Source organism: Polyangium mundeleinium (assembly GCF_028369105.1).
GTDB lineage: Bacteria > Myxococcota_A > Polyangia > Polyangiales > Polyangiaceae > Polyangium > Polyangium mundeleinium.
Genome location: NZ_JAQNDO010000001.1, coordinates 9,712,108 through 9,736,462, shown reverse-complemented (window position 1 = coordinate 9,736,462; position 24,355 = coordinate 9,712,108). Strand labels below are relative to the sequence as shown.

Below are 24,355 nucleotides of genomic sequence, written 5' to 3'. Positions count from 1 at the left end.
GTCCTCCGTCAAGGTCCGGAAATCGGTCCGACGACGAGCTCGGCGCGGAAGGTGGTGCTCGAAAGGGTGTTCGCGACTCCGCCGGGCGGTTCGAGCCGGATGCGGCCCGTTCCATGGAGCATGACGCTCATGAAGTGGACGTTGGCCGCGCCCGCGGAGGTGTAGTCGAAGCCCGCGATGGGGCGATCGATGCGGTAGAGGTCGTTCATCTCGACGAGCAGATCGGCGGTCGCGTTCTCGATGCGGCCGAGCGTGCCGTGATGCCCCGTCTGCGGGTCGTAGGGCTGGAAGAGCGCGAAGCCGAGCTCCTTCTCGAGGTACGTTCGGCCGAACCGCGTGCAGTTCTGGTAGTAGGGATCGCCCGACATGCCGAGGCACTCCGTGGAGTTCTGTCGCGCGAGGAAGTCGACCTGCGCGCCGAGATCCCGCGAGAGCTTCGCGGTGACGGCGTTCATCGCGCTCTCGCCGAAGTAACGGCTCTGCGTGGTGACGCGCGAGGTGCCGCTCGTGCTCGTCGCGATGGTGCTCGCCTGCGCGGCGAAGAGGCCGATGCCCGTGAGCATCGCGATGACGAGCACGACCACGAAGACCGTGGCCCCGCGTTCGTCGCGGCGCGCGAGGCGGCGCCTGATCGCGCTCGTGTTTCGCCGTTCGAGCCGGCTCACGAGCCACCTCCCCGCGTGTTCACGAGCGCGAACTCGCGCTCGAGCGTGCGAACGCGCGCGAAACGATCCGCGCCCTTCGCGCTGCCGACGAGGAAGCGGAACGGGCGACCCGCGGGCGCCGGGATCTGCGTGGGGCGATCGGGCGCGCGCGATCGCGTGGAGAGACGAACCTGCACCGAGCGCACGGCTTCCGGTCGGTTGCCCTGCACGTCGGGCGGGCCCGCGATCGTGTAGATCTGCGTGTTTGGCACGGGATCGGTGATCGGGAAGCGCTCGAGGATCGGCGCGTCCGGCTGCGAGGTGAGGGCGAGCGCGGTGATGCCGAAGCGCAGCGCGATCGCGTACTCGGTGACGAGCTCCAGCGTGCCGGGGATCTCGCTGTCGTCCGGCGCGAGCTCGACACGCACGAGCTCGGTGCGATCGGCGTCGCCGGTGACGGGGTTCAGCGGCTGCACGAAATCAGCGAAGGTCGCGTCTGCCACGACGGACCGGAGTTCGTACCGGACGCGCGAGATCACGTGCACGGGCCATCCGCTGCCAAACCCCTTGATCGCGCACGAGGGTCCCGTGCCCGCGGATGTCTGGATCGGCACGAGGGGCGTGTTCTCGATCGCGACCTGGATCGAGTCGATCGGCGTGCCCGTCGCGGCAAACCCCTGGATGCGGCCGTAGTAGTCGCTCGTCGGGCCCTCGATGTGCAGGACGCGGCCGACGCGGAAGAGCTCGGCGAGCCTCGCCGCGACGGCGCCGTTTTGCGTGAGCGCCGTGAGGCGGCGGATCGCGCGGCTCTGCGGCTGGAGCACGATCGTCGTGGTGCTCGTGCCGGGCAGCGTCGTGCTCATGACGAAGTTCTCGCCCGAGTCGAGGTCGCCCGCGATCGTGATGCGCTCGCTCCGCAGGTCGTTGCCCGCGTTCTGCGGCAGATCGGGGCGCGCCTCGATGACGACGGGCGCGAGCCTGCGCATGCCAGTCGGCCAGTCGACGAGGTTCGGCTGGGCGCAGATGCGCCGGTCGGTGAAGGGGTTTCGCGTGGCGTTGCGCCCGGCGTGCTCGAGGTCCGTGCCCATGCGGCCGAGGCCCATCGACACGGCGACCTGCGCGTACGAGATGCGCGCCTCTTCCTGGAAGAGACGCACGGCGTTTTTCGAGAGGAGCACGGCCGCGGCGGCGACGAGCGCGCCCGCGGTGATGGCGACGAGCAGCTCGACGAGCGTGAAGCCGCGCCGATCGCCGCTCCGGAGGATGCGGTGGTTCGCGCGCATCAGTTCGAGGCCTCCTCCTGTCCGATCACGGTGGAGAGGTAATAGAAGCCGTACCGCGCGTCGTTGTCCTCGATGCTCGCGGGCGCGGTCGTGCGGCACTCGGTGATCGGCGCGAGGTCGCGGCGCCAGATCACGCGCACGAGGCCGCGGACGGCGATCGGGTGCGTCGCGCCGACCAGCGAGAGTGGCTTCTGGACGGCGCGCGCCATCTGCAGGTGCGTGCAGAAGACGCCGTTCGTCGTGGTGTCGCCGATGGCCACGTCGGCGCCGTGGATGTCAGCCACGGGCGAGCTCCAGCCGGGGACCTCGGGCGCGAGGATCCATTGCCCGGGGCCGGGTGGATTCACCGGATCGTAGACGACGGACGTGGCGAGCCAGCGCGTCTCGCCGATGTCCGGGATGCCGAGCGGATCGTTCCACTGGAGCGCGTCGACCTTGAGGCGCTCGGCCCACGTGGACGCCACTTGCCGCGCGCCGTCGCCGATCCGCGCGTTCGAGTTGCCGATCAACGCGACCTTCTGCAGCGCGATCACGCCCGTCGCGCCGACCGCGAGGATCGCGAGGGCCATCATGACCTCGATGATCGTGTAGCCACGCGTCGCGCGCCTCATTGGATCACCCTCGGCAGGCCAAACGACGGCACGAGCACGCGGCGAATACGGCCGTTCGAGAGGTTCTTCACGGAGACCTTCGCGGCGCCCACCATCGGCGTGAAGGCGCCGTCGTTGTACCGGACGAACGCAGTGCGGCGCGCGAAGCAGACGTCGGCGATCTCTTGGTTCGTGTTGTCGGAGCCGAGGAAGCCGACGTCGACGAAGGTCTTCTTGTCGGTCGAGGCGAACCTGTAGGTTTGTCGTTCGAGGAGGGGGTCGTCCCAGTTGATCGTGTTGCAGCCACGCGGCGAGATCAGCGTCGGCGTGGGCGTGTCGAGCGCGGCGCGGATCGTCTCGATCTGCACGGAGCCGCTCGGCTTGCGGAAGCGCACGAGGAACGTGGCGCGCTCGGACGACTCGACGTAGCCGCGGCGGTAGACCTCCGCGAGCTGCATCGTGAGCCGACTCAGGCCGATGTCGCGCATGATGCGGATGAACGCAGGCGACGCGACGGCGGCGAGCAGCGCGATCATGAAGATGACCACGAGGATCTCGGTCAGCGTGAAGCCACGCCGCCGCTCCACCGCTCCTGCGGTCCGCGCTCGGGGAAGTCGGCGAGAAAGGAAACGAGCCACCATCATGATTGGTAGCAAGCCTCGTGCCTTCAAAGAAAAGTTTTCGGTGGAGCGGAACGGGCCGGGAGCAAGCCCGGATGCGAGGTGCCGCGCGAGGCGAGCCGCTACGGATTGCGACGCTCTGCAAAAGTTGCGGGATCCGGGGGGCCGGGGGCCTCGCGCCCTTGCACCGGTCTTCTGATCGTTGCATGTGCGGTCGACCATGATGCAACGGCACGCGGCATTCGGTTCCCTCCTCGCCCTCGCCCTCGTCAGCGCTTGCAAGAACGAGGAGCCTCGTGGCGCGGCGCCTCCCCCGCCGCCCGCGGCGAAACCCGCGGCCTGCGCAGGCGGCGGCGGGACCCTGTCCGATGCGCAGTCGGCGGCATTTTTCCCGCGCACAACGGGGGGCTTTTGCCTCGACCCGAACGGCGGCGACAAGACGTACGGCGAAGGCGCGAGCCTCCCGCTCGATCAGATCTGCGACATGTTCGACGGCGAGTGCGAGATCTACAAAGGCTTCGGCGTTCGCCGCGTCGTCGAGCTGCGTTACGTCGACGGCAGCGGCAGCGCGGCGACCATCGACGTGCACCTCTCCAAGTTCGGCACGACCGAGGGCGCGTACGCGATGTTCACGAAGCGCGTCGTCGGCGACGGGGATCCCGCGGGCGAGGACACGCCGCGGGCCATCGAGGGCGGGGGCGCGGCGGCGCTCGGCCTCGGGACGGCGTACCTCTGGCGCGGCGCGCACCTCGCGGAGATCACGTACAACGACGAGGCCGCGGCGGAGCCCGCGATCAAGGCGCTCGGGGACAAACTGCTCGCGCCGCTCGTGAAGGAGATCGGGGCGAAGCTGCCCGGCGAGACGGCGCTCCCGCCGGCCGCGGCGGCGCTGCCGGAGGCGAACCGGCTGCCGCTCGGCGTGCGCGTGGTGACGAAGGATCTCCTGGGGATCCCGAGCACGGGCGGCGGCGCATTCGGCTACTACAAGGACGGGGACAAACGGTATCGGTTCGCCGTGCTGGTGCGCGCGGACGAAGAGCAGGCGAAGGACGTGCTCGCGACGCTCGGCAAGGGGCCCGGGGCGCAAAAAGAGAAGGGGATCGGCGACGGCGCCGTGCGCTTCATGAGCAAGGAAGGCGAGGCGCCCGCGGTCGAGTGGATCGTGGCGCGCACGGGCAGCCGGCTCGTGGGGATCGGCGACGAGGTGCGCGTGTTGCGGAGCGGGATGACGGCCGACGAGGTCGCGAAGGTCTCGCTCGGCAAGGACGAGAAGGTGACGCGGCTGAAGGACGTGATCGCGAAGAAGTGAGGGAAGCGCGGGGACGCGGCGTTTTTCCGCGTCCCCCGACCGCCGTTCGACGCTTGGGGGCTACGCTCGGGCGAGCCGAGCGACGCCCCTTCGCGTGTTACTTCGTCCTCAAAATGACGTGGTAGCCGAAGGGCGTCTCGACGAGGCCGCTGATCTCGTTGACCTTCAGCTTCTCGACCGCCTCCTGGAAGGGACCGACCATCGCGCCCTTCGGGAAGAGGCCGAGGTCGCCGCCGCGGGCGCCGGCGTTCGGCTCGTCGCTGTACTCGCCGACGATCGTCTCGAACTTCGCGCCGTCCTTGACCTTCTTCAGGCCTTCCTCGGCGCGGGCCTTTGCCTCTTCCTTCGTGCGCGTGACGTTCGCGGGCGCGCGCATGCCGCCCTTGTACATCACGAGGAAGTGCTTCGCGCCGAACATCTCGCGCGGCGGCTGCTGCTGCGCAGGGGCCGTGGGGCGAGGCGGCGTCGCGGGCGTCGCCGGGGTGGCAGGCTGCGCCGCAGCCGTCTCGGTGTGCGCAGCGCCGCCCTGGGGCTTCGCGGCGAGGAAGCCGAGCGGCTTGTTGAACATGCCGAAGAAGCCAAGGATGCCGATCAGCACGAGCACGGCAAGGACGACGTGCGGCGTCCACCAGGAGGGATCCTCGTCGTCGCCGTGCGCGGCGGCGTCTTGGCCCTGGTGCTTCGCGTGCTCGTCTGCCTCTTCTTCGTCCTCGTCTTCTTCGTCTTCCTCTTCGTCCTCTTCCTCGTCCTCGTCGTCGGACTCGCCTTCCGCGCCCTCTTCCTCCTCGTCCTCGTCTTCCTCTTCGTCCTCCGCCCGCTTCTTGTCGAGCTCGGGATCCTCTTCGGCCTTGCGCTGCGTCTTGGTCTCTTTGCTCATGATGACTTCTTCGAGAGAGGGCTTTGCCCCACCGTTCATGCCGCGCGGGCGGCTTTGACCTGCTGTCGGTCCGGTCGAGTTAGCACGCGCCTCGGCGGCTCGTCAGGCGATCTCCGCGTATCCGCCCGTGAGCACCGCCTCCGGTCGTCCCTTCACGCTCGCCTGGAGCGCCACCTTTCCACCTTCGAGCAGGAATCCCTGCGTGACGATGGTGTCCCCAGGCCAGACCGGCTTGCGGAATTGTGCGGACAAAACCCGCAAGCGCGAAGCATCCCCCCCGAGCAGGCCCTTCACGACCGCGCGCGCCGCAAACCCGTACGTCGCGAGCCCGTGCAGAATCGGGCCCTGCGGGAAGCCGACGGAGGCGGCGAACGCGGGGTCGGCGTGCAGCGGGTTGTAGTCGCCGCAGAGGCGATAGAGCAGCGCTTGCTCGGGGGACGTGGTCTCTTCGTGGAGGAACGTCGGCTCGCGATCCTTCGGGATCGAAGGTTCGTCCGGATCCGAAGGCGGGCGCGGGCCGCTGAAGCCGCCTTCGCCGCGGTAGAGGATCGACCACGTGGTCTCGTTGACGCGCTCGCCGCTTTCGAGCGTGGTCGTCGTGTCGATGACGACCTGGGCGAGCTTCTTCATGTCGTAGATGCCGCGGATCGTGGCGGTCGTGAGCAGCGTGCCGGACGGCGGGATCGGCGCGAGGGCGCGGATCTTCTGGCCGCCGTGGACGACCATGGCGAAGTTGCCGCCCGTGCGCGCGAGCGACTTGAACACGGGCTCCGTCGCGGGGATCACGGCGAAGGTCGGGACCACGCGGAGCCCGCCTTCGGTGCCCTCGTAGAGGTAGGCGAGCTCGTCGCGCTTCGTGCCGATGCCGAGCGCGTAGAGCGCGAGCGTCTTCCAGTCGTAGGGGAACGAGCACGGCTCCGTGGTGAAGCCCAAACTCGATAGATCGAGGGCCATTGCGCCTTCCGTAAGGATCGAGACGGGGAGACCTAGCCAGCCCGCGCGCAAGCGTCAATTGTTAGGTCATCGGAGGACACCGCGGGGGGTGTGGGGGGTAGAGGAAGGCACGCGGAGCGGGCCGACCGGAGCCCCCCACCGTCAAAGCGCTATCCGGTAAGCCACGAGCAAGCCGAACTCCAGCATGTCGACGCGGCCCGAGAGCGACGCGCTGTCGCCCGTGGGCGCCTGCACGGGCTCGGTCGGGAGGAACCAGCTCGCGTAGCGCAGCGTCGTGCCGAGCGACCAGTTCGGGGCCACGGTCCACTCGCCGCCGATCGCGAGGCCCGGCGCGAGGCCCTCGGTCGAGAGCGTCGCGGCGCGCGGGCCGACGAAGGCCGTGTCCGCCGCGGGCTCCCGATCCGTGACCACGGTCCAGGCGTCGCGGATGATCACCGCGCCGAGCGTCACGCCGCCCCACCAGACCCACTTGTCGCTCTGGATGCCGTAGTAACGGAGCTGCCCCTCGACGAGGAAGTAGCTGCGGTCGTGCTCGCGATCGAGCTCGGCGGCGCCCGGGGCCGTGCCGCTGAGGAGCGATTGCGCCCAGGAGATGCTCGCGCCGAGGCCGAAGCGGCCGATGCGGTACTGGTTGTAGACGCCGAGCGAGAAGCTCGTCTCGCCCTTCTCGCAGCTCGTGCGTGAGCGCGGGCAGACGTTCGCAGCGGGCAGGCTGAGCAGGCCCGCGTTCACCGAGACGAGCGTGTGCGTGTAGTCCTGCGTGAGGGCCGCGGAGGCGCGGCGCGCGGCGGCCGACTCCTGGCTCTGCGCGTGGGCGCTGGAAGGGCACGCCGCGAGGGCGATGAGCGCGGCGGACGTGGTCGCGAGGGCGACGAGCAGGGGGCGAGTCGCGCGCGTCAGAGCCATGGCCCACCGGTGGGTGTGGGCGGCGGATCGGTCGTCGGCAAGGGCGGCGGCGTGGGCGGAAGCACGGGGCCGTCGGGGCCGGTCGACTTGCCGGTGGGTTCCTTCGTCGTGGACGTCGGCGTGGGGGTTGCCGTGGGGCCGGGCGTGGTGGACGCCGAGGCGCTCGGGAGCGGTTTTCCATCCTTGCCCGTGGGGCGCGGCGCAGGGAAGCGGCCGTTCGGGCGGGGATCCGTGGGGACGGCGCGAGGCGTGTTGCTCGTCGCGGGGGCGAGGTTTACGGGCGCCTTTGATTCGAGCTCGGCGACGAGGTGTTGCGCCGTCGTGAGCGAGGGGTTCAGCGAGACGGCGATCCGAGCGAGGTGCAGGGCCTCCGCGGGATCCCCGGCGTACTTGCGCCCGAGGGCGCTCGTGACGAGGCGCTCGGCGGCCTCGCGGCGTAGCTCCTTCACGCGCGCGTCGCCGGGCCAGCGCGCGTGCGCGACCTCGAGGATCTCTTTCACGTTGTCGCCGGGCGGCGCGTCCCAGGCCTGGCGCTTCATGGCGTCGCGCGCGGCTTCGAGGCGGCCGTCGAGCGAGTCGGCCGAGGTCGCGCCGACGAGGCCGAGGCGCTTGCCACCGAGGACGATCACGAGCGGCGCGGCGGCGAGGCAGAGGACGATCGCGACGATGCGCGTGAGGCGCGCGCGTCGCTTCGTGTCGGCCGGCGGAGGCAAGGAGAGCGGCGTCTCCGTGCCTTGCATGGTCGACTCGCGCGCGAATGGGGCCGCGGGCGAGGCATGATCGTCGGGGTCGTCGAGATGCCGCGCGTCGTCCTCGTCGACGCGTGTTTCGTCGATCGAAGGCGGCGCGGCGGTCGTCTCGTCGTCGTCCTCGATCGCGGGGGACGACACGGCGCGGCCCGCGGAGGACGTGGGCGCTGGCGGCACGAACGGCGCGGGGGAGCTGTCGGGATCGTCGACGATCCGCGAGGAGATCGGCAGCGGGGTCGCTTCGGGGTGCGCGGCGACGCCGCCGATCTTCGCGGCGAGATCCGTGGAGAGCTCCAGGGATTTCGTGCGCTCCTTCGAGGGGAGCTTCACCGCGCCCTGCCGCGCGAAGAGCAGGTTCGATCGGGCGAGCTCGTCCGGATCGAGGCCGCTCTGGCGCGCGGCCGCGTAGAGGTCCTTGCCGAGCGCGCGTGCGTCGTCGGCGCGCGCCTCCGGCTTCTTCGCGAGGTTCTGCATGATCACCGCGGCGAGCGGCGCGGGGACGTAACTCGCGCGCGGGATACGGAGGAGGTCGGGCGGCGGATCGTGCGTGTGCTGGATCAGGAGCTGCACCGGCGACTCGCCTTCGAACGGCGTTCGGCCGGCGAGACACTGGTAGAGGATCGTGGCGATCGAGTAGACGTCGGCCGCGGGGCTCACGGGTTTGCCCTCGGCGCCCTCGGGCGAGATGTACTTCGCCGTGCCGAAGATCAGGCCCGCCTGCGTGGCCATCGATCCCCGATCGGCCCAGTCGAGGCGCGCGATGCCGAAGTCGAGGACTTTGACGAAGTCCGGGTCGTCGCCGCGGCGCACGAGCATCACGTTCTCGGGCTTGAGATCACGGTGCACGATGCCCTGCGCGTGCGCCTCGCCGACGGCGTCGCAGATCTGCAGCGCGATGTGCATCGCGCGCGGCAAAGGCAACGCCGAGGGCTCGCCTCCGGTGCCCGCCGCCGCGAGCGCGGAGAGCAGCGACATGCCGTCGAGGTACTCCATCACGAGGTACATCTCGCCGCCCGTGCGCGGATCGCCGCGCTGCGGGATCGTGCCGGTCATGAGGACCGAGACCACGCCGGGGTGCGCGAGGCGGCTCGCGATCTTGGCTTCGCGGTGGAAACGTCCGACGAGCTCGGCGTTGCCGCTGAGCTCGCGGTGGAGGATTTTCACGGCGACGTCGCGATCGATGCCGGCCTGGAAGGCGCGGTAGACGCGGCCCATCGAGCCGATGCCGATGAGGTGCTTGATGCGGATTTGCCCGGCCAGTTCGAGGCCCGCGTACGGGTCGACCTCGGGGCTGGAGAGCGAGGGGCCCTTCACGTTCGTGAGGGGCGTGCCGTCCTGCGGGCAGAAGAGGACATCCGCGTCGTAGCGCTCGCCGCACGACGGGCAACTCTTCGTGGGGGACGGGGTCATCGGCGGGACGAGTGTAGCAGGAACGCGTGGATCCCACGCGGCCTCCGGATTACCGTCCGGGCCCAGGTGAGCAAGGCGAGGTCGAGCGCGGCGGGGAAGACCCAGGAGAAGGCGAAGGCAGCCCCTTCCCCTTCGCCCGCGCGCGCACGCGAGCCACGCGGCAAGGCTTCCGAGGCCCCGACGCCGATCCGCGAGGCGATGCCCGCGGCGGCCGAGGCGCTCGACAACGACAACGCCTACCGCATCGCGCTCCCGCAGTTCGAGGGGCCGCTCGACCTCCTGCTGCACCTGATCCAGCAGCACGAGCTCGATATCCTCGACATCCCCGTGAGCTTCATCACGCAGAAGTACCTCGAGTACCTGTCGATGATGCGGGCTTTGTCGATTGATCTCGCGAGCGAGTACCTCGTGATGGCGGCGACGCTGACGCACATCAAGTCGAAGATGTTGCTTCCGGTGGTGCCCAAGGATCAGGACGGGGATGGGCTGCCGGAGGACGAGGTCGATCCGCGGGAGGAGCTCGTCCGGCGGCTGCTCGAGTACCAGAAGTACAAGGCGGCGGGGGCGGACCTCGCGGAGCGCGGGACGCTCGGCAAGGACATCTTTGCGCGCGGGATTCCGGAGCCCGTGCCGGAGGGGCCGGCGCCGTTCGCGCCGACGGGGGTGTTCTCGCTCTTCGACGCGCTGGAGAAGCTGCTCAAGAAGACGAACGTCAAGATCGAGCACCAGGTCAACTTCGATCGGATCACCATCACGGATCGGATCGTGCAGCTCACGGAGCGGCTGACGGGCCGGCGGCGCGCGACGTTCGAGGAGCTGGTGCTCGACGATCCGGCGCGGCAAGGCGCGCCGCTGACGCGCTTCGACATCGTGATCACGTTCCTCGCGATCCTGGAGATGGCGAGGATGAAGCTGCTCCGGATCTACCAGTCGGATCCGCTCGCGACGATCCACCTGGAGCTGTCGATGCGGGCGGAGACGAGCGAAGACGACGAAGACGCGTCGACCGAGGCGTCCGACGACGATCGTGGCGCCGAGCGGGAGCCGACGGAGGCGCCAAGCGACGACAGGGGCGTCGAGCAGGAGGCGACCGAGGCGCCAAGCGACGACAGGGGCGTCGAGCAGGAGGCGACCGAGGCGCCAAGCGACGACAGGGGCGTCGAGCAGGAGGCGACCGAGGCGCCTGTCGCGGTAAGAGAGGCCGAGGAGGAGCCGACCGAGGCGCCTGACGACGACAGAGAGGTCGAGCAGGCGCCGATCGAGCCGAAGGTGAACGATGGCGACTGAGGGCGGCTCGAAGCGGCGCGGGAAGTTGCGGCTCGTGCCGCAGCCGCAAGAGGAGGCCCCGCCGGACAGCGACTCGCCCGAGCGGCTCCGCCGCGCGGCATGGGCATGGTTCCATCCGAAGACGGCGGAGACAGCGCCGGTCACGCAAGCCGAAGCGGTCGCGGAGGCGGAAGCGCCGCCGGTCCCGGAGCCGGAGGCGGAGACCGCGCCGGTCCCGCAGGCGGAGGCGGCGCCCGTCAAGAAGTCGAAGGCGAAGGCGAAGTCTGCGCCGGTTGCGGAGGCGCAGGCGGAAGCTGTCGCGGCACCGGAAGCGGAGGCTGTCGCGGCACCGGAAGCAGAAGCTGTCGCGGCGCCGGAAGCGGAAGCTGTCGCGGCACCGGAAGCGGACGTCGAAGCGACGCCGGAAGCGGACGCATCATCGACCGAGACGGCCGAGCCCAAGCGCAAGCGCGCACCCCGCAAGCCGAAGCCCGCGCCGCTCTCGCCCGTCGAGCGGTTTCGATCACTCGCGGCCGCGTTTTTCCGGGCGCAGCGCCTCGTCGGCAACGTCGGCAAGGCGTCCGTGGCTGCGACGAGCGGCGCCCCGGACGGCGCTCCGGTCGCGCAGGAAGACAACGCCGGACAGGCGAGCGGCGCGGTTGCCCGCGCGCATCTGAAGGGTGTGCTGGAAGCCCTGATCTTCGCGTCCGAGCACCCGATGACGTCACGCGATCTCGCGCGCGTGGCGAAGGCGGAGCACCGCCTCGTCGTGTCGCTCCTCGGCGAGCTCGGGGCCGAGTACCGGAACCGTGGGATCCGGCTCGACGAGGTCGCGGGCGGGTACGTGTTCCGGACGAGCCCAGCGTTCGCGCCGTTCGTGCGCGAGCAGGTCGCGAAGAAGCCGGTGAAGATGACGCGCGCGCAGGTCGAGACGCTGGCGATCGTCGCGTACCGGCAGCCGATCACGCGGCCGGAGATCGACGAGGTGCGCGGCGTGGACTCGGGCGCGGTGCTCAAGTCGCTGCTCGAACGGGACCTCGTGCGCATCCTCGGCAAGAAGGAAGAGCCGGGGCGGCCGATGCTCTACGGGACGACGGCGCAGTTCCTCGAGTTCTTCGGGCTGCGCACGCTCTCGGATCTGCCGACGCTGCGCGAGTTCACCGAGCTCTCGGACGAGTCGCGGCGCGCCTACGAGCGCGAGATGGGCGAGGAGCCGCCGGATGCGGCGGTCGCCTTCACGGACACGAGCTCACCCGCGGCGGACGGCGGTTTGATGGGAGGCGAGGGCAGCTTCCACACGCACGTCGTGCCGCCGGAGGCAGCGGCCGCCGGCGATACGGAGAGCTCCGCGCGTGACGAGTTTGCATTTACGGACGAGGATCGGACGCAGATGGAGAGCGGCGGGGAGGAAGCGATGAACGACGTGCAAGCAGCGAGCGACGAGTGGTCTGAGAAGGAAGAGGCCGAGGAGCGGTTGGCCGCGGAGGACGAGGACGAGGACGAGGACGAGGACGAGGACGAGGACGAGGACGAAGACGAAGACGAAGACGAAGACGAAGACGAAGACGAAGACGAAGACGAGGACGAGGACGAGGACGAAGACGAGGACGAGGACGAGGACGACGAGGACGACGAGGACGAGGACGAGGACGAGGACGAGGACGACGAGGACGAGGACGAAGACGAGGACGAGGACGAGGACGACGAGGACGAGGACGACGAGGACGAGGACGAGGACGAGGACGAGGACGAGGACGAATAACCCTCGGCCGGGTCAGGTCACGTCGAGCCGGACTCCTCGGCGGGGTCCGGGTAGGCCTCTGCGAGCTTGCCGACTTCGCGGCGCAGCTCGGCGTGCGCCACGAGTTTCCGCACGAGCTTCCACGTCTCTGGATCCGCGAGCACGGCCATCGGCGTCGCCGCCACGGCCCCGCGCCGCGGCTTGCGCACGATCGCCCCTTTCCCCTTGCTCCTGAGCTCCTCCATCTTCGTGACGAAGCGCTTCGTCGGGAACAGGTCGCCTCGCTCCCACGCGAGCACCGTCTCCTGTTCGAGCCCGAGCGCCGCCGCGAGCTCCTTCGCCGTGCAATCGAGCTCCTTGCGGAGCGCCTTGATGTCGTCGGGCGTCATGGGCGCGTAAACCTATCAATTTCACGCAACCGGCGGGGGCTCCGGTCGATGTACCGGCATGCAAACCGTCGCATGCCCTCCGCTCTCCCGGCTCGCCCCCACGCTCCTCGCCCTCGTCGCCGTCGCTTGTCGGCCCGATCTCCCGATCCCCGAAGTCCGGCCCGGCCTCACGACGCCGCCGGGCGGGATCACGTTCGCCTTCGAGCCGGAGGCGCCCGTCACCGCGGCGCCACGCGTGCTGCGGGTGCACGTCGCCGCGGAGCCGGCGCTCGACGAGGCGCGGCTCTTCCTCGTACGCGGCGAGGTGCGGGACAGCCACCTCCGGCAGATCGAGCAGGACGATGTCTCGAAGGCGCTCGCCGCGCGGTTCGTGCCGAGTCGGACGTGGCGGCAGGACGATGGGTCGGTGGTGCTCGCGCCGACGGTGCCGCTCGATCCGGGCGAGGCGTACGCCGTGGCGAGTGGGGAGCCGCGCGCGAGCCTTTCCTTCGTGGTGGAGCCGGCCGAGGCGGCGCCGCTGCTCGTCCGCGCGTGGCCGCCGGTCGAGGCGCCGGGCGCGGGCTTGTTCGGGCTTTACTGCGGTGAGGTGACGCTGCCCGAGGTGGCGTTCGAGGCCACGCTGGCGCCGGACGGACCCCTCGGCGCGTTCGGTCGGGGCGTTGCGCCGGCGGGCGCGGGGGGCGCTTGCCTGCGCTTCGTGGGGCGAGGGCTCGCGCCGCCGGACGGAGGGCCCTGGGTGCCGCCGCCCGTCGTGTGGCTGCCCGGCCTGCCATGGCCGCTGCGGCTCGATCCACGGCCCTTCGGAGGCGTGGACGGGGACGTGGGCGAGGAGATCGAGGCGCCGCTCGATCAAGGAACGCTCGAATGCACGGCGTTCGAGGTTCCGTTCGGGCCGGGTTGTGTCGAGGTCGAGGACGATCGGCTGCTCGGACGCGCGCCCGAGGCGGCCCTGTTGTGGGGGATCGCCGGCGAGGGGCTCGATGTGGTGATGACGACCGGGAAAAACGAGCGGTTCGTCCTCAAGGGATTGCCCGCGGGCAAAGACATCACGCTGGACGTGACGACGATCGACGTGCGCGGACGGGAGCGACGTCTGCAGTTTTCCGCGACCACCCTGACGCCGATGCCACACGTCGTGCTGAACGAGGTGATGGCGAATCCGCTCGGGCCGGAGCCGGATCAGGAGTGGGTCGAGCTCTACAATGACGGGGTCGTGGAGGCGGCGCTCGGCGAGCTCGTGATCAGCGATATCGGGGGGGCAACGGCGCTGCCGGAGGTGACGCTCCCGCCGGGTCGATTCGCGGTGGTCGTGAACGAGACGTTCGTCCCCGACGCCGAGATCGACGTGCCGCCGGCCGAGGACGCAATCGTGGTGCGCGTCCCCGCGCTCGGGAAAAGCGGGCTTGGCAATGGGGGCGAGATCGTGCGGCTGCTCGATATGCGTGGACGCATTCTTTCCAGGTTTCCCGCCATTCCAAAACCAAAGGCTGGTCAAAGCGTGGTACGGCGGTCACCCGACGCTCCAGATGGAGTGAGCGATTCTTTCCAGCTGGCCCCTCCGACGCCGGGGGCCGCGAACACATCGTCATTCCCTTGACTACGGAAAAACCGTGCTCCGAGGTGGCCGTGATGGAGAAGGCGTCTTACTTGCCTACGAGAGCGAACGTTCCTTGCCTGTACAGACGGGCGGGGACGTCCGAGGGAGCGAGCAAGCGGTGTCGTTCCTACATCGGAGCCAGCGGCCTCAACCTTGCTGAACCAGGGAGTCAGGAGGCCCGAGCGAAGTGGACTGGAGTCAGGGCCTCGGGTGGGTTAGTTAACAAAGCCCGCACCTTCGCAAAAAAGTGCTAGGTTTGGATACAAAGAGCAACAGGGTGGGGGGCCACCCGCTGGTGTGGTCTGCTGGTCCGGAGGGCTGGACGGGTTGGCACACCTTTCGCGTGGAGTTCGGACGATGGCCGGAGTACGGGGAGAGAAACTGCTGACCGCGTCCGACCTCGCAGCGCTGTGCGAGGTCGATCTGAAGACCATCCATAACTGGGTGGATCGTGGCCGGATCGCACATTTTCGCACGCCAGGGCGGCACTTGCGCTTTCGCGCGGCCGACGTGGCGGAATTCCTGCGAGCTTGGGGCTACAGCGTGCCCCGTGAGCTCGCGCGGGCGAGCGCGAAGAGCGGGCTCGTGGTGGGCTCGAAGGACACGCTCGCCCATGTCACCCGGGCGCTCGGGGACATGATGCCGCTCAGGGACGTGAAGCATCCCTACGATGCCCTCGTCCTCGCGGGATCGGACCCTCCGGACGTGTTCATCGTGGACGCGAAAGCGGCCGCGGCGGACGTGGACGTGGCGCACTGGATGGAAGCGCTCGAGCGGGCGTGTCGAGATGCGCGCTTCGTCGTGCTGAGCGACGAGGCGTCAGGGCTACCTGCCTTCGCGACGCGCGTGGGCCGGACGGACGCGCAGGGCCTTCGGACCCTGCTCGTGCCCGAGCCGGTGGCGCCCGTGGCCGCTCCGCCCGGAGCCGTGGCTGCGGCCGCGAATGCAAACGAGCCGGCCGGGGCAGCGCAGCCGGTGGAAGAGCTGCCGCCGCGCGCGGCAGGCGGTTCGTCGCGGTAAGTTCGTCGCGGCAAAACGACGCGCGCTCCGCTCGGCTATCCGACGGAGCAGTTGGCAGGGGCGGGGCCACGCTCGGGCGAGCCGAGCATGGCCCCGAGGCCCCTCGCGGTTCATCGGTGCGCGCGTGCTACAGGCGGGAGCCGCGATCGCGGCACTGGGCGAGGTCGTTCGCGTCGCTCACACAGGCGAGGAGATCGGTCGGGTCGGGGGCCCAGATGCCCGCCGTGCACCGGTACTCCTCGATGATGCAGATCGTCAGCTCCTCGTATTCGGCGTCGCAGGCATAAATGGACGCCGTCTCCTGGGCGGCGTCGCCCTCGACGAGGCATTCATCATATTCGCGATCCGTGCAGTCCTGACAATCGCAGATTTTCTCGCAGGCATCGGTGACGACGCTGTTGCAGCCGGTAGCGAGCGGAGCAAGCGCGAGGGCGGCAACCAAGATCCATTGCGTTTTCATTGTCGTCGCGCTCCTAATCGCCAACGCAATCGTTGTAACGGTTTCGCTCGTCGTTGCAGTCGTCCCGCGTCGTCCAGCTATTGCCATCGCAGCGGAACTCATCCTCCATACACAGGAGGTAGTCGTCCCAGCGATCCTCGCAGCCATAGATCGAGGCGACTTCCTCCCGCGTCTCGTAACCGACGATGCAGGCATCGATGTCCGCGTCGTTGCCGTCGCGGCAAGCCATCTCCTCCTCGCAAAGCGCGCCATACGGAGCGCACCCGAGGCCAGTGCCGACCAGCACGGCAAGGGCGGCCAGACCCAAAGTTCGAGAAAGCGTTCTCATCGTTCGATTCTCCAACCTCCAGGACGGAGAATAGGAGAAATCGCGTGTCCGTGCGCGTCAAATTTGACGCACAAATGTGCTTTGTAGGGATTACGCCCGGCTCAGGACGAGCCGGCGATCGTCATCGAAGAAATTCGCAGTGTAGGCGAAGCCGTGGAGCTGCGGAGATCGAGGTCGTCGCCGACCGCGTCGATGCGCTGCCAAAGCTGATCGAGGTTCAGCGAGATGGTCACTTCACTGACCGGGAACGCAAGCTCGCCGTTTTCGATCCAGAATCCCGCCGCGCCGCGCGAAAAATCGCCCGTGACGGGGTTGTAGCCGAAGCCCATCATCTCCGTGACGTAGAGGCCACGCGGGGTGCTCTTCACGATGTCCGCGGCCTTCGTCTGCGTGGGCAGGAGCATGAAGTTCGAGGTGGAAGGCCCGACGCCACCGCCGCCGCCGCGCGACGCGCTGCCCGTGGGCGGGCGGCCGAGCTTGCGGCCGCTGTAGCTGTCGCAGAGGTAGGTCTTCAGGATGCCCTGCTCGACCACGAGGTTCTTGCGCGCCGCGAGGCCCTCGCCGTCGAAGGGTCGAGAGCCAGGGGCGCGGAGGACCAAGGGGTCGTCGACGATGGTGACGAGGTCACTCGCGACCCGCGTGCCCTCTCGGCCGACGAGGTAGCTCGACTTGCGCCAGACGGAGCTGCCCATGATGGCGCCGGCGAGCAAGCCCAGGATGGCGCGCGCCGCGTCCGGGTCGAAGACGACCGGCGCCTCGCAGGTGGGGACCTTGCGCGCGCCGAGCTTGCGGAGGGTGCGGCGCGTGGCCTCGCGGCCGACCGCCTCGGGCGCGTCGAGGGCGTCGAGGTGGCGCTTGGCCGTCCAGTGGAAGCCGCGGCGCTTCTTGCCGCCCTCGTCGTCGGCGACGGGCGAGACGACGAGCGAGGCGTACGAGCCAGCATACCCGCCCGTGAAGCCACCCGAGAGGACGAGGGCGAAGACGCCGGCGGTGCGGCTGAAGGTGGCGCCGTCGCTGTTCGTGATGCGCGGATCGGCGTCCCGGGCCGCCTGCTCGGCGCGGCGCGCGATGTCGATGGCCTCGGCCGCGGTGACGTCCCCGCCCTTGGGGTCGTAGAGCTCGAGGTCCGGGAAGGGGCCGGTCGCAATGAGCGAGGGGTCGGCCGGGCCGGCGAACGGGTCTTCCTGGGAGATGTCGACGAGCTCGAGGGCGTCACGGACGAAGCGGTCGATGCCCCGTGCGGTGAGGTCCGAGGTCGAGGTGAGGGCGACGCGGCCCTGCTTGATGACGCGCATGCCGAGGCTCTTGTGCGAGGCCTCCTCGACGAGCTCGGGTTCGCCGAGGCGGACCTTGGTGCTGAGCTCGGAGCCGGAGCGCGCGATGGCCTCGGCGACGTCGGCGCCGCCCGTACGGGCGCGCCGGACGACGTCCGCGGCGAGGTTTTTCAACTCTTCGATCTCGGTCTCGAGCCGGTTCGGCGCGGTCATCGTGGGGGCAGAGCGTGGTGGACAACCGGACGCTCGTCAATCAGCGTGGCCTCCGGGGTCGACCGAGAAAGCGCGGGGGCTCCTCCGAGAGGGGCTCGGACGGCAGAACCGGCGGCGCAGGCCGTCCGGGGCGTGCCGGGAGCTCGGCGGAGGCGTCGATGGTTGACAGCGTCCGCGCGGTGAAGACAGCCCCGGCGACGAGGATCACGTCCATCCAGAGGACGGCGTAGCCGAGCGGGCTGCCCGGGAGCGGGCGGGTGCCGAAGTCGCTCTGGACCTGGTCGTAGGTGGCGTCGATGCCAAAGCGCGCGTGGAGCGCGACGAGGGGGATCGTGGCGGCGGCGAGGGGGAGGGCGGCGAGCCAGGCGAGGGCAGCGAGGGAGCGGCGGGCGAGGGCGCGGCGGCCGGCGAGGAAGCCGAGGACGGGTGCCGCAGCGTCGAGGAGGACGAGGAGGAGCTGAAGCGCCGACGGGATGGCGCGGCCGTCGACGAGGTAAGCGAACGACCAGTCGGCAGCAAAGACGGCGAAGTAGGCCGAGACCGGGGCGTAGACGAGCAGGGCGTACAGGGCGACGGCGAGGGTCGGGCGATCCCAGGACGAGGCGCCGCGTTCGTCGGGGCTGTCCTCGAAGCGAGCGAGCCACGCGAGCAGGACGCCGAGCGCGAAGCCGAAGAGCGGGGCGAGGGGAGCGGGCATGGGCGGACGCGGAGGGAGCCGGGCTAGCGCGGGTGGGCTGGGATGTCCACGGGCAGCTCGTTTATGCTGCGCCGCATGGAACAAGTGAACCTCGAAACCGAGCAGACAGGGTCTTACGATCGCGACAGCGAGCACCAGCGGCTCGCGCGGCTCGCGGGCGTGTGGCGGGGGACGGCGCGGACCATCATGGGGCCGGGCGCGGAGCCTCTCGATGCGGCCTGGGAAGGGCGGATCGCGGAGATCCTGGGCGGGAGGTTCGTCCGGTTCGAGTATCGGTCGAGCGTCGAGGAGAAGCCGATCGCCGGGGAGATGCTGATCGCCTTCGAGTCGGGCGAGAAGCTCTGGCGGACCACGTGGGTGGACAGCTTCCACACGGGTTCGATGATCCTCGTGTCCGAGGGCAGCGGGACGGACATCGACGTTCGGGCCACTTATTTCGCGGCGGAAGGGCACCCGCGCTGGGGGTGGCGCACCGTCATCGACGACGCGCAGGCGGAGAAGCTCACGATCCGCATGTACAACATCACGCCCGACGGTCAGGAGTTTCTCGGCGTGGAGATCTCGCTCGCGCGCGGGTGAAAGGCAGGGGGCCGGGCGAGGTCGAGCGCGCGCTTCGAGGCGGGCTCGGCCGCGCGTTGCGCGCGCGCTTCCACCGGGCTAAGGGCTCCCGAGATGGATCCCAGGCGCGTGGAGGAGCTGCTCGAGCGGGTGCGGCGTGGGGACGCGACGGTCGAGCAAGCGGTCGAGGCGCTCAAGAGCCTGCCCTTTCGCGATCTCGGGTTCGCGACGGTCGATCATCATCGCGCGCTCCGGCAAGGGATGCCGGAAGTGATCTTCGGCGAGGGGAAGAGCGGCGAGCAGATCGCGGGGATCGCCGAGGAGATGGTGGGCGCCGGGACGAACGTGCTCGTGACGCGGATCGACGCGGAGAAGGCGGCGATCGTAGGGCGGAGGCTGCCGAGCTTCCGGTATGCGCCGCTGGCGCGGACGGGGAGCGTGGAGCTCGCGCCGCCGCCGAAGAGGCTGTGCGCGCCGGTGGCGGTCGTGACGGCGGGGACGAGCGACAACGAGGTGGCCGAGGAGGCGGCGGAGACCCTGTCCGCGCTGGGGCTCGAGCCGCTGCGGATCTACGACATCGGGGTCGCGGGGATCCATCGGCTCCTGCATCGCGTGGAGGATCTGCGGCGCGCGTCCGCGGCGATCGTGTGCGCCGGGATGGAAGGGGCGCTGCCGAGCGTGGTGGGCGGGATGATCTCGACGCCGGTGATCGCCGTGCCGACGGCCGTGGGGTACGGGACGGCGCTCTCCGGGTTCACGGCGCTCTTCGCGATGCTCACGTCCTGCGCGTCGGGGGTCTCGGTCGTGAACATCGGCAACGGGTTCGGCGCGGCGATGGCGGTGCACCGTATGATGCCGAAGGCGTCGCAAGCGATCGAGCCGCCGAAAACCGCAGGCTGAGCAAGGAGCACGGCACGTGCACGGACACGGACACGATCACGGGCATGGGCATGGGCATGGGCACGACCATGACCACGGGCACGCTCACGATCACCATCACCACCACGAGCATGCGCACGGCCAAGGCCACGTGCATCACGCGCACGATCACGGGCACGCGCATACGCACGATCGCCCGCACTCCCACGCGCATGCGCCCGCGGCTTCGCACGATCACGGGCACGTGCACGGGCACGATCAGGGGCGCGAGCACGCGCATCCGGTGAGGACGCCGCTCCTGGAGCAGGGCTCAGGGGTCGGGAAGATCCTGTTCTTCGACGCGTTCAGCGGCGTCGCGGGGGACATGACGATCGCGGCGCTGCTCGACCTCGGCGTGCCGCTACTCGTGATCGAGCACGCGGTGGCGGCGCTGCCGCTCGAAGGGGTGTTCCTGGAGCGCGGGCACGTGCATCGAAGCGGCATCGTGTCGACCTCGTTCCAGGTGCACGTGGAGACGCCGCAGCCGGAGCGGACGTACGCGTCGATCGACGCGATGCTCACGTCCTGCCCGCTCGACTCTGAGGTGCGGGCGCTCGCGCGCCGGATCTTCCGGCGGCTCGGCGAGGCGGAGAGCGCGGTGCACCGCATGCCGCTCGACGAGGTGCATTTCCACGAGGTCGGGGCGGTCGACGCGATCGTGGACATCGTGGGCGCGGCCGCGGCGCTCGTGTACCTCGGGGCCGAGGTGCGGGGCGCGCCGCTGCCGATGGGGCGAGGGTTCGTCAAGGCACGTCACGGGATCCTGCCGCTGCCGCCGCCGGCGACGGTGGAGTGCCTGCGCGGCGTGCCGACGTACGGCGTGGATCTCGACGCGGAGCTCGTGACACCGACGGGCGCGGCGATCCTCGCGACGGCGGCAGGTCGCTTCGAGCGGTGGCCGACGTTCGCGCCGGAGCGCGTGGGCTGGGGCGCGGGGTCGCGGGAGCTGCCGGATCGGCCGAATCTCCTGCGGGTCGTGCTCGGCGCGCGCGGGGGCGACGCGGACGAACCCGCGGTCGGGGCGTCGCACGTGGTGCTCGAAGCGAACGTGGACGACATGACGGGCGAGATGGCGGCGCACGCGATCGAGGCGCTCTTTGCGGCGGGCGCGCTCGACGCGTGGGCCGTGCCGATCACGATGAAGAAGGGGCGGCCGGCGCTCACGATCGCGGCGCTCGCGCCGGCGCCGCAGGCGGACGCGGTGGGCGCGACGCTCCTGCGTGAGACGACGTCGATCGGGCTCCGGAAGATCCCGGTGACGCGGACGGAGCGGCCGCGGCGCACGGTGGCGGTGGACACGGCCTACGGGCGGGTGCGCGTGAAGATCAGCGAGGGTCCGTTCGGTCCGCCGCAGATCAAGCCGGAGTTCGAGGACTGCGCGGCCGCGGCGAAGACGCACGGCGTGGCGCTACGCGAGGTGATCCAGGCTGCGCTCGCCGCGCTGGAGAACGTTCCCGGAAAAACCTGATCACTCCGGCCGTTCGATCGGAAGGCCCTCGGCTTCCCAGCCGAGGAAGCCGCTCTCGAGGAACGCGATCTGCACGTCGCTCTTCGCGAGCGTCTCGACGACGACCTTCGCCTTGTCGCCGGCGCGGTCGTAGAGGACCGGCTCGCCCGGGAGCATGTGGAGCTCGGCAAGGCGGGTCTCGATCTCTTCGAGGGGGATGTTGACGGCGCCCGGGATACGCGCGCGGTTGTAGGCAGCGGCCTCGCGCGTGTCCACGGGGACGACCTGGTGTTGCTTGAGGAGCTGCGCGAGCTCCATCGCGCGGATCGCACCTTCGGCCCGCGGGAGGAAGGGATCGAGCAGCTCGCGCAGGCGCGCCTTGCGCACGGCGCCTTGTTCTCCGGCGACGGGGCGGCCGCGGAAGAAGACCATGAACGTCGGCACGGCCTGCACGCGCATCGCCTGCGCCAGGCGCTTGCTCTGGTCGATGTTCACCTTGACGAACTTGGCTTTGCCTTCGAGCTCGCGCGAGAGCGCCTCGACCTCGGGGGCCACCGTTTTGCAGGGGCCGCACCAGTCGGCGTAGAAGTCGATCAGGACGGGGAGCTCGCTGCGCAGGACCTCGCGTTCGAAATCTTGCTCGGAAATGACGGGGACCGGCATGGGAGGAAGTCCATAGCGAGAGTCCAGGCCGATGGCGAGCGGTCTCGCCCATCGGCGCAAGCGGGCGGCGAATCGAGGCCGGGCCTTCGGTAGGATGTCCTCCGTGCAGGACACCCAGGACGCCCCGCCGCCTTCGTCGAAGAACCTGGCCTCGGGTCGCAAGAGGCCCCGGCCGAGCCTGATCCTCTCGAACGAGCCCACGCCCGGCGCGCCGCCCGGCACGCTCCTCGTCGAGGATCCGAACAAGCCGAAGATCTACCTGATCGACTACTGCCTCGAGCACATCGTCGAGAAGTGGATCGACTCGGTCGACGAGGCCGTGCCTTACCTGACCGACGACCGCCCGAGCGTCACGTGGATCGACGTGCAGGGGATCGGGCACAAGCCGACGTTCGAGCGGCTCGGGGAGATCTTCGGCATCCACCCGCTCGCGCTGGAGGACGTGGTGAACGTGCCGCAGCGGCCGAAGAGCGACGTGTATCCGGAGCAGCAGGTGATCATCTGCCGGATGGCGCAGTCCGACGTGAAGGGCGCGCTCGTGACCGAGCAGATCGCGATCGTGTTCGGCAAGGGCTTCGTGCTGACGGTGCAGGAGGAGCCGAGCGCGGACGTGCTCGAACCGGTGCGCGAGCGCATCCGCAAAGGAAGGCAGCTCATGCGGACGGGCGGCGCCGACTACCTCGCGTACGCGCTCTTCGACGCGATCATCGACGGGTTTTACCCCGTGCTCGAGAAGCTCAGCGACCGGCTCGATGAGATCGAGCTCGACGCCCTGCGGGGCAAGGACGGAACGGCGCACCTGATCCACGACGTGAAGCGGGATCTGCTCGCGCTGCGGCGGACGATCTGGCCGCAACGCGAGGTCGCGAACTCGCTGCTCCGGGACGGATCGCCGCACATCCAGGAGCACACGCGGATCTACCTGCGCGACACGTACGACCACGCGGTGCAGGTGATGGATATGGTCGAGACGTACCGCGAGATCGCCTCGGGCCTCATGGATCTGCACCTCTCCGGCGTGTCGAACCGGATGAACGAGATCATGAAGGTGCTCACGATCATCTCGACGATCTTCCTGCCGCTCACGTTCATCGCGGGCGTGTACGGCATGAACTTCGATACGAAGGTCTCGCCGTACAACATGCCCGAGCTGGAATGGCGGTTCGGCTATCCGGCCTCGATCGGGCTCATGCTGCTGAGCGTGGCGGGTCTCTTCGTCTTCTATTGGCGAAAGGGTTGGATCGGAAACCGCCGCCGCGATCCGTGAGCTACGGATCTCAAGGCGACGATTTGTTGCTTCCCTCCGGCCCCGGCGAAACGCGCGCGCGCGCCTGGGCATCTGCGCTTCGAGAGAGGGGAGAAACATGCATTCGTGGATGTCCTGCACGTCCGAAAATGGATGGAGACGCGCCGCTGGATGGGCCCCGATCCTCCTGGGGATGCTCTTCGGCCCTGCTTGTACGGAGCAGACCGGAGAGCCCGAGGAGGAGGAGGTCATCACGTCCGTTCAGGCGCTCAGCACGACGAACGGGCTCGCGCTGAACGGAATCGCGTTGAACGGGCTCGCGCTGAACGGGATCGCGTTGAACGGGATCGCGTTGAACGGGATCGCGTTGAACGGGGTGACGCTCGAAGGAACGACGTTCGTCGGGAGGACGGCGTCGGGCGCGCCGCTCGCCCCGGAAGCGTTCGTCGGCGTGACGCTCACGGGCACGCTGAGCAACGGGCAGACGATCAAGTTGCGGATCGACGACCGCGTGCCGTCGACGCGCCCCGACGTGTTCCTGTACGAGGTCTCGTACCTGTCGAACACGAGCCAGAACACGTGGAAGAGCCTCTGCGGCACGACGTCGAGTGGTGCGCCGCGCCGCGCGATCCCGCTCGCGGGCACCTGGGACTACTCGCAGAAGAAGCCGACGAGCGGCATGCACCAGCCGTCCGAGACGACCTTCACCTTCGCGTGCAGGCCGTTCGCGATCGCGAAGTGCGTCGAGCTTGGTTACAAGCCGTGGGGCGGCGTGGCGGAGTGCGCCGCGCCGGGCGTGTGCAAGGAGATCCCCGGCGCGCTCTTGCACCAGACGTGCACGCGCATGCTGCGCGCCGATTATTGCGGCGACGGCGTGCCCCACACGCAGGACGGGACGCCCGTGGATGTGTGGGACGAGTTCGGGATCCAGGAGGCCGCCGTGACGAACTTCGCGTTCGAGGCGGAGTGGACACCGATGGGCGCGCGCTGCATCGAGCACACGCGGTGGCACGGTGATACGAGCGGATCGGTCGCTTCGTACGTGAACAAAGTATGCAAGTCGCGATGGGCGAGCGCGCAGCCGACCTACGACTGCGGAGGGCCGAGCTCGACGCTGCACACGGCGAAGGGGTTCGGCGTTCCGCTGCTCGCCCGTTCGCTCATCGGCAACGAGTCGGCGCTGCCCACGGATTGAC

General features: G+C 69.6%; 25 protein-coding genes. 11 read left to right on the top strand and 14 right to left on the bottom strand.

The genetic code is table 11. From position 1 onward, the window contains the following. Positions 1-8: 8 nt before the first annotated feature. Genes POL67_RS38385 through POL67_RS38370 form a run of 4 tightly spaced genes read right to left on the bottom strand, consistent with a single transcriptional unit; the run spans position 9 to position 3,104 of the window. Positions 9-665 carry a hypothetical protein gene (locus POL67_RS38385; RefSeq protein WP_271925651.1) on the bottom strand — a complete coding sequence of 219 codons (657 nt, stop codon included), beginning with the start codon at positions 663-665 and terminating at the stop codon, positions 9-11. After that, entirely contained in the window at positions 662-1,927 is a 1,266-nt protein-coding gene (locus POL67_RS38380; protein WP_271925650.1) for a prepilin-type N-terminal cleavage/methylation domain-containing protein, read from the bottom strand. The genes POL67_RS38385 and POL67_RS38380 overlap by 4 nt, the downstream gene beginning before the upstream one ends. Next, the gene (locus tag POL67_RS38375) at positions 1,927-2,538 is read right to left on the bottom strand and encodes a type IV pilus modification PilV family protein (protein ID WP_271925649.1); all 612 of its coding nucleotides are present in this window, start codon (positions 2,536-2,538) and stop codon (positions 1,927-1,929) included. Before POL67_RS38375 ends, POL67_RS38380 begins: the two co-directional genes overlap by 1 nt. Beyond that, the gene (locus POL67_RS38370; RefSeq protein ID WP_271925648.1) at positions 2,535-3,104 is read right to left on the bottom strand and encodes a type II secretion system protein; all 570 of its coding nucleotides are present in this window, start codon (positions 3,102-3,104) and stop codon (positions 2,535-2,537) included. Before POL67_RS38370 ends, POL67_RS38375 begins: the two co-directional genes overlap by 4 nt. A gap of 253 nt (positions 3,105-3,357) precedes the next feature. Between POL67_RS38370 and POL67_RS38365 the strand changes: the two genes are divergently transcribed. After that, a complete protein-coding gene (locus tag POL67_RS38365; RefSeq protein ID WP_271925647.1) occupies positions 3,358-4,446 on the top strand; it encodes a DUF6599 family protein in 1,089 nt (362 codons plus the stop codon). A gap of 97 nt (positions 4,447-4,543) precedes the next feature. On the opposite strand, the gene POL67_RS38360 is transcribed toward POL67_RS38365, so the two are convergent. The 4 genes from POL67_RS38360 to POL67_RS38345 form a co-directional block, all read right to left on the bottom strand. Continuing rightward, positions 4,544-5,323: a peptidylprolyl isomerase gene (locus tag POL67_RS38360; protein WP_271925646.1), complete on the bottom strand. Its 780-nt coding sequence runs from the start codon at positions 5,321-5,323 to the stop codon at positions 4,544-4,546. A 102-nt stretch (positions 5,324-5,425) separates the two neighbouring features. Beyond that, the gene (locus tag POL67_RS38355) at positions 5,426-6,277 is read right to left on the bottom strand and encodes a MaoC/PaaZ C-terminal domain-containing protein (protein ID WP_271925645.1); all 852 of its coding nucleotides are present in this window, start codon (positions 6,275-6,277) and stop codon (positions 5,426-5,428) included. A 141-nt stretch (positions 6,278-6,418) separates the two neighbouring features. Next, positions 6,419-7,183 (bottom strand): hypothetical protein, encoded by a 765-nt coding sequence (locus tag POL67_RS38350; RefSeq protein WP_271925644.1) that lies wholly within the window; start codon positions 7,181-7,183, stop codon positions 6,419-6,421. Beyond that, entirely contained in the window at positions 7,174-9,342 is a 2,169-nt protein-coding gene (locus POL67_RS38345; RefSeq protein ID WP_271925642.1) for a serine/threonine-protein kinase, read from the bottom strand. Before POL67_RS38345 ends, POL67_RS38350 begins: the two co-directional genes overlap by 10 nt. Before the next feature lie 66 nt (positions 9,343-9,408). Here POL67_RS38345 and POL67_RS38340 point away from each other — a divergent pair, with 66 nt between their 5' ends. Beyond that, on the top strand, positions 9,409-10,629 hold the full coding sequence (locus POL67_RS38340) for a segregation and condensation protein A (RefSeq protein WP_271925640.1): 1,221 nt from the start codon (positions 9,409-9,411) through the stop codon (positions 10,627-10,629). Beyond that, on the top strand, positions 10,619-12,370 hold the full coding sequence (gene scpB, locus POL67_RS38335) for an SMC-Scp complex subunit ScpB (protein WP_271925638.1): 1,752 nt from the start codon (positions 10,619-10,621) through the stop codon (positions 12,368-12,370). The genes POL67_RS38340 and scpB overlap by 11 nt, the downstream gene beginning before the upstream one ends. A 17-nt stretch (positions 12,371-12,387) precedes the next feature. On the opposite strand, the gene POL67_RS38330 is transcribed toward scpB, so the two are convergent. Then, the gene (locus POL67_RS38330; RefSeq protein WP_271925636.1) at positions 12,388-12,738 is read right to left on the bottom strand and encodes a helix-turn-helix domain-containing protein; all 351 of its coding nucleotides are present in this window, start codon (positions 12,736-12,738) and stop codon (positions 12,388-12,390) included. A gap of 58 nt (positions 12,739-12,796) precedes the next feature. On the opposite strand from POL67_RS38330, the gene POL67_RS38325 reads away from it, so the two are divergent. Together POL67_RS38325 and POL67_RS38320 are read left to right on the top strand one after the other, a co-directional pair. Beyond that, on the top strand, positions 12,797-14,335 hold the full coding sequence (locus tag POL67_RS38325; protein ID WP_271925635.1) for a lamin tail domain-containing protein: 1,539 nt from the start codon (positions 12,797-12,799) through the stop codon (positions 14,333-14,335). Positions 14,336-14,692: 357 nt separating this feature from the next. Continuing rightward, the gene (locus tag POL67_RS38320; RefSeq protein ID WP_271925634.1) at positions 14,693-15,355 is read left to right on the top strand and encodes a helix-turn-helix domain-containing protein; all 663 of its coding nucleotides are present in this window, start codon (positions 14,693-14,695) and stop codon (positions 15,353-15,355) included. A 127-nt stretch (positions 15,356-15,482) separates the two neighbouring features. On the opposite strand, the gene POL67_RS38315 is transcribed toward POL67_RS38320, so the two are convergent. From POL67_RS38315 to POL67_RS38300, 4 genes are all read right to left on the bottom strand, one after another. Then, a complete protein-coding gene (locus POL67_RS38315; RefSeq protein ID WP_271925633.1) occupies positions 15,483-15,815 on the bottom strand; it encodes a hypothetical protein in 333 nt (110 codons plus the stop codon). 13 nt (positions 15,816-15,828) lie between these two features. Continuing rightward, on the bottom strand, positions 15,829-16,143 hold the full coding sequence (locus POL67_RS38310; RefSeq protein WP_271925632.1) for a hypothetical protein: 315 nt from the start codon (positions 16,141-16,143) through the stop codon (positions 15,829-15,831). Positions 16,144-16,244: 101 nt separating this feature from the next. Next, positions 16,245-17,630 carry a TldD/PmbA family protein gene (locus POL67_RS38305; RefSeq protein ID WP_271925631.1) on the bottom strand — a complete coding sequence of 462 codons (1,386 nt, stop codon included), beginning with the start codon at positions 17,628-17,630 and terminating at the stop codon, positions 16,245-16,247. Between the two features lie 40 nt (positions 17,631-17,670). After that, positions 17,671-18,327: a hypothetical protein gene (locus POL67_RS38300; protein WP_271925630.1), complete on the bottom strand. Its 657-nt coding sequence runs from the start codon at positions 18,325-18,327 to the stop codon at positions 17,671-17,673. A 75-nt stretch (positions 18,328-18,402) separates the two neighbouring features. On the opposite strand from POL67_RS38300, the gene POL67_RS38295 reads away from it, so the two are divergent. The 4 genes from POL67_RS38295 to larC all read left to right on the top strand — a co-directional run bounded on the left by POL67_RS38295 (position 18,403) and on the right by larC (position 21,271). After that, complete coding sequence (locus tag POL67_RS38295; RefSeq protein ID WP_271925628.1) at positions 18,403-18,906, top strand: DUF1579 family protein; 504 nt, start codon at positions 18,403-18,405, stop codon at positions 18,904-18,906. A 93-nt stretch (positions 18,907-18,999) separates the two neighbouring features. Further along, positions 19,000-19,785 (top strand): nickel pincer cofactor biosynthesis protein LarB, encoded by a 786-nt coding sequence (gene larB, locus POL67_RS38290; protein WP_271925627.1) that lies wholly within the window; start codon positions 19,000-19,002, stop codon positions 19,783-19,785. A 56-nt stretch (positions 19,786-19,841) separates the two neighbouring features. After that, a complete protein-coding gene (locus POL67_RS38285) occupies positions 19,842-20,051 on the top strand; it encodes a hypothetical protein (protein ID WP_271925625.1) in 210 nt (69 codons plus the stop codon). Then, complete coding sequence (gene larC / locus POL67_RS38280) at positions 20,048-21,271, top strand: nickel pincer cofactor biosynthesis protein LarC (protein ID WP_271925623.1); 1,224 nt, start codon at positions 20,048-20,050, stop codon at positions 21,269-21,271. The genes POL67_RS38285 and larC overlap by 4 nt, the downstream gene beginning before the upstream one ends. On the opposite strand, the gene trxA is transcribed toward larC, so the two are convergent. Beyond that, positions 21,272-21,913 (bottom strand): thioredoxin, encoded by a 642-nt coding sequence (gene trxA / locus POL67_RS38275; protein ID WP_271925621.1) that lies wholly within the window; start codon positions 21,911-21,913, stop codon positions 21,272-21,274. A gap of 103 nt (positions 21,914-22,016) precedes the next feature. On the opposite strand from trxA, the gene corA reads away from it, so the two are divergent. Together corA and POL67_RS38265 are read left to right on the top strand one after the other, a co-directional pair. Beyond that, positions 22,017-23,180, top strand: coding sequence for a magnesium/cobalt transporter CorA (corA, locus tag POL67_RS38270; protein ID WP_271925620.1), 1,164 nt, complete (start codon positions 22,017-22,019; stop codon positions 23,178-23,180). Between the two features lie 97 nt (positions 23,181-23,277). Further along, complete coding sequence (locus POL67_RS38265) at positions 23,278-24,354, top strand: ADYC domain-containing protein (protein WP_271925618.1); 1,077 nt, start codon at positions 23,278-23,280, stop codon at positions 24,352-24,354. The last annotated feature ends 1 nt before the right edge of the window (position 24,355 follow it).

Excerpts from the sequence above, each read along its gene's own strand:
- POL67_RS38300 (WP_271925630.1), bottom strand. The coding sequence starts at position 18,327 with ATGCCCGCTCCCCTCGCCCCGCTCTTCGGCTTCGCGCTCGGCGTCCTG.
- POL67_RS38375 (WP_271925649.1), bottom strand. The coding sequence starts at position 2,538 with ATGAGGCGCGCGACGCGTGGCTACACGATCATCGAGGTCATGATGGCC.
- POL67_RS38355 (WP_271925645.1), bottom strand. The coding sequence starts at position 6,277 with ATGGCCCTCGATCTATCGAGTTTGGGCTTCACCACGGAGCCGTGCTCG.
- POL67_RS38315 (WP_271925633.1), bottom strand. The coding sequence starts at position 15,815 with ATGAAAACGCAATGGATCTTGGTTGCCGCCCTCGCGCTTGCTCCGCTC.
- POL67_RS38265 (WP_271925618.1), top strand. The coding sequence starts at position 23,278 with ATGCATTCGTGGATGTCCTGCACGTCCGAAAATGGATGGAGACGCGCC.
- POL67_RS38380 (WP_271925650.1), bottom strand. The coding sequence starts at position 1,927 with ATGCGCGCGAACCACCGCATCCTCCGGAGCGGCGATCGGCGCGGCTTC.
- POL67_RS38295 (WP_271925628.1), top strand. The coding sequence starts at position 18,403 with ATGGAACAAGTGAACCTCGAAACCGAGCAGACAGGGTCTTACGATCGC.
- POL67_RS38345 (WP_271925642.1), bottom strand. The coding sequence starts at position 9,342 with ATGACCCCGTCCCCCACGAAGAGTTGCCCGTCGTGCGGCGAGCGCTAC.
- scpB (WP_271925638.1), top strand. The coding sequence starts at position 10,619 with ATGGCGACTGAGGGCGGCTCGAAGCGGCGCGGGAAGTTGCGGCTCGTG.
- POL67_RS38285 (WP_271925625.1), top strand. The coding sequence starts at position 19,842 with ATGGGCACGACCATGACCACGGGCACGCTCACGATCACCATCACCACC.
- larB (WP_271925627.1), top strand. The coding sequence starts at position 19,000 with ATGGATCCCAGGCGCGTGGAGGAGCTGCTCGAGCGGGTGCGGCGTGGG.
- POL67_RS38310 (WP_271925632.1), bottom strand. The coding sequence starts at position 16,143 with ATGAGAACGCTTTCTCGAACTTTGGGTCTGGCCGCCCTTGCCGTGCTG.
- POL67_RS38305 (WP_271925631.1), bottom strand. The coding sequence starts at position 17,630 with ATGACCGCGCCGAACCGGCTCGAGACCGAGATCGAAGAGTTGAAAAAC.
- POL67_RS38360 (WP_271925646.1), bottom strand. The coding sequence starts at position 5,323 with ATGAGCAAAGAGACCAAGACGCAGCGCAAGGCCGAAGAGGATCCCGAG.
- POL67_RS38350 (WP_271925644.1), bottom strand. The coding sequence starts at position 7,183 with ATGGCTCTGACGCGCGCGACTCGCCCCCTGCTCGTCGCCCTCGCGACC.
- POL67_RS38330 (WP_271925636.1), bottom strand. The coding sequence starts at position 12,738 with ATGACGCCCGACGACATCAAGGCGCTCCGCAAGGAGCTCGATTGCACG.
- POL67_RS38320 (WP_271925634.1), top strand. The coding sequence starts at position 14,693 with ATGGCCGGAGTACGGGGAGAGAAACTGCTGACCGCGTCCGACCTCGCA.
- POL67_RS38365 (WP_271925647.1), top strand. The coding sequence starts at position 3,358 with ATGATGCAACGGCACGCGGCATTCGGTTCCCTCCTCGCCCTCGCCCTC.
- POL67_RS38325 (WP_271925635.1), top strand. The coding sequence starts at position 12,797 with ATGCAAACCGTCGCATGCCCTCCGCTCTCCCGGCTCGCCCCCACGCTC.
- trxA (WP_271925621.1), bottom strand. The coding sequence starts at position 21,913 with ATGCCGGTCCCCGTCATTTCCGAGCAAGATTTCGAACGCGAGGTCCTG.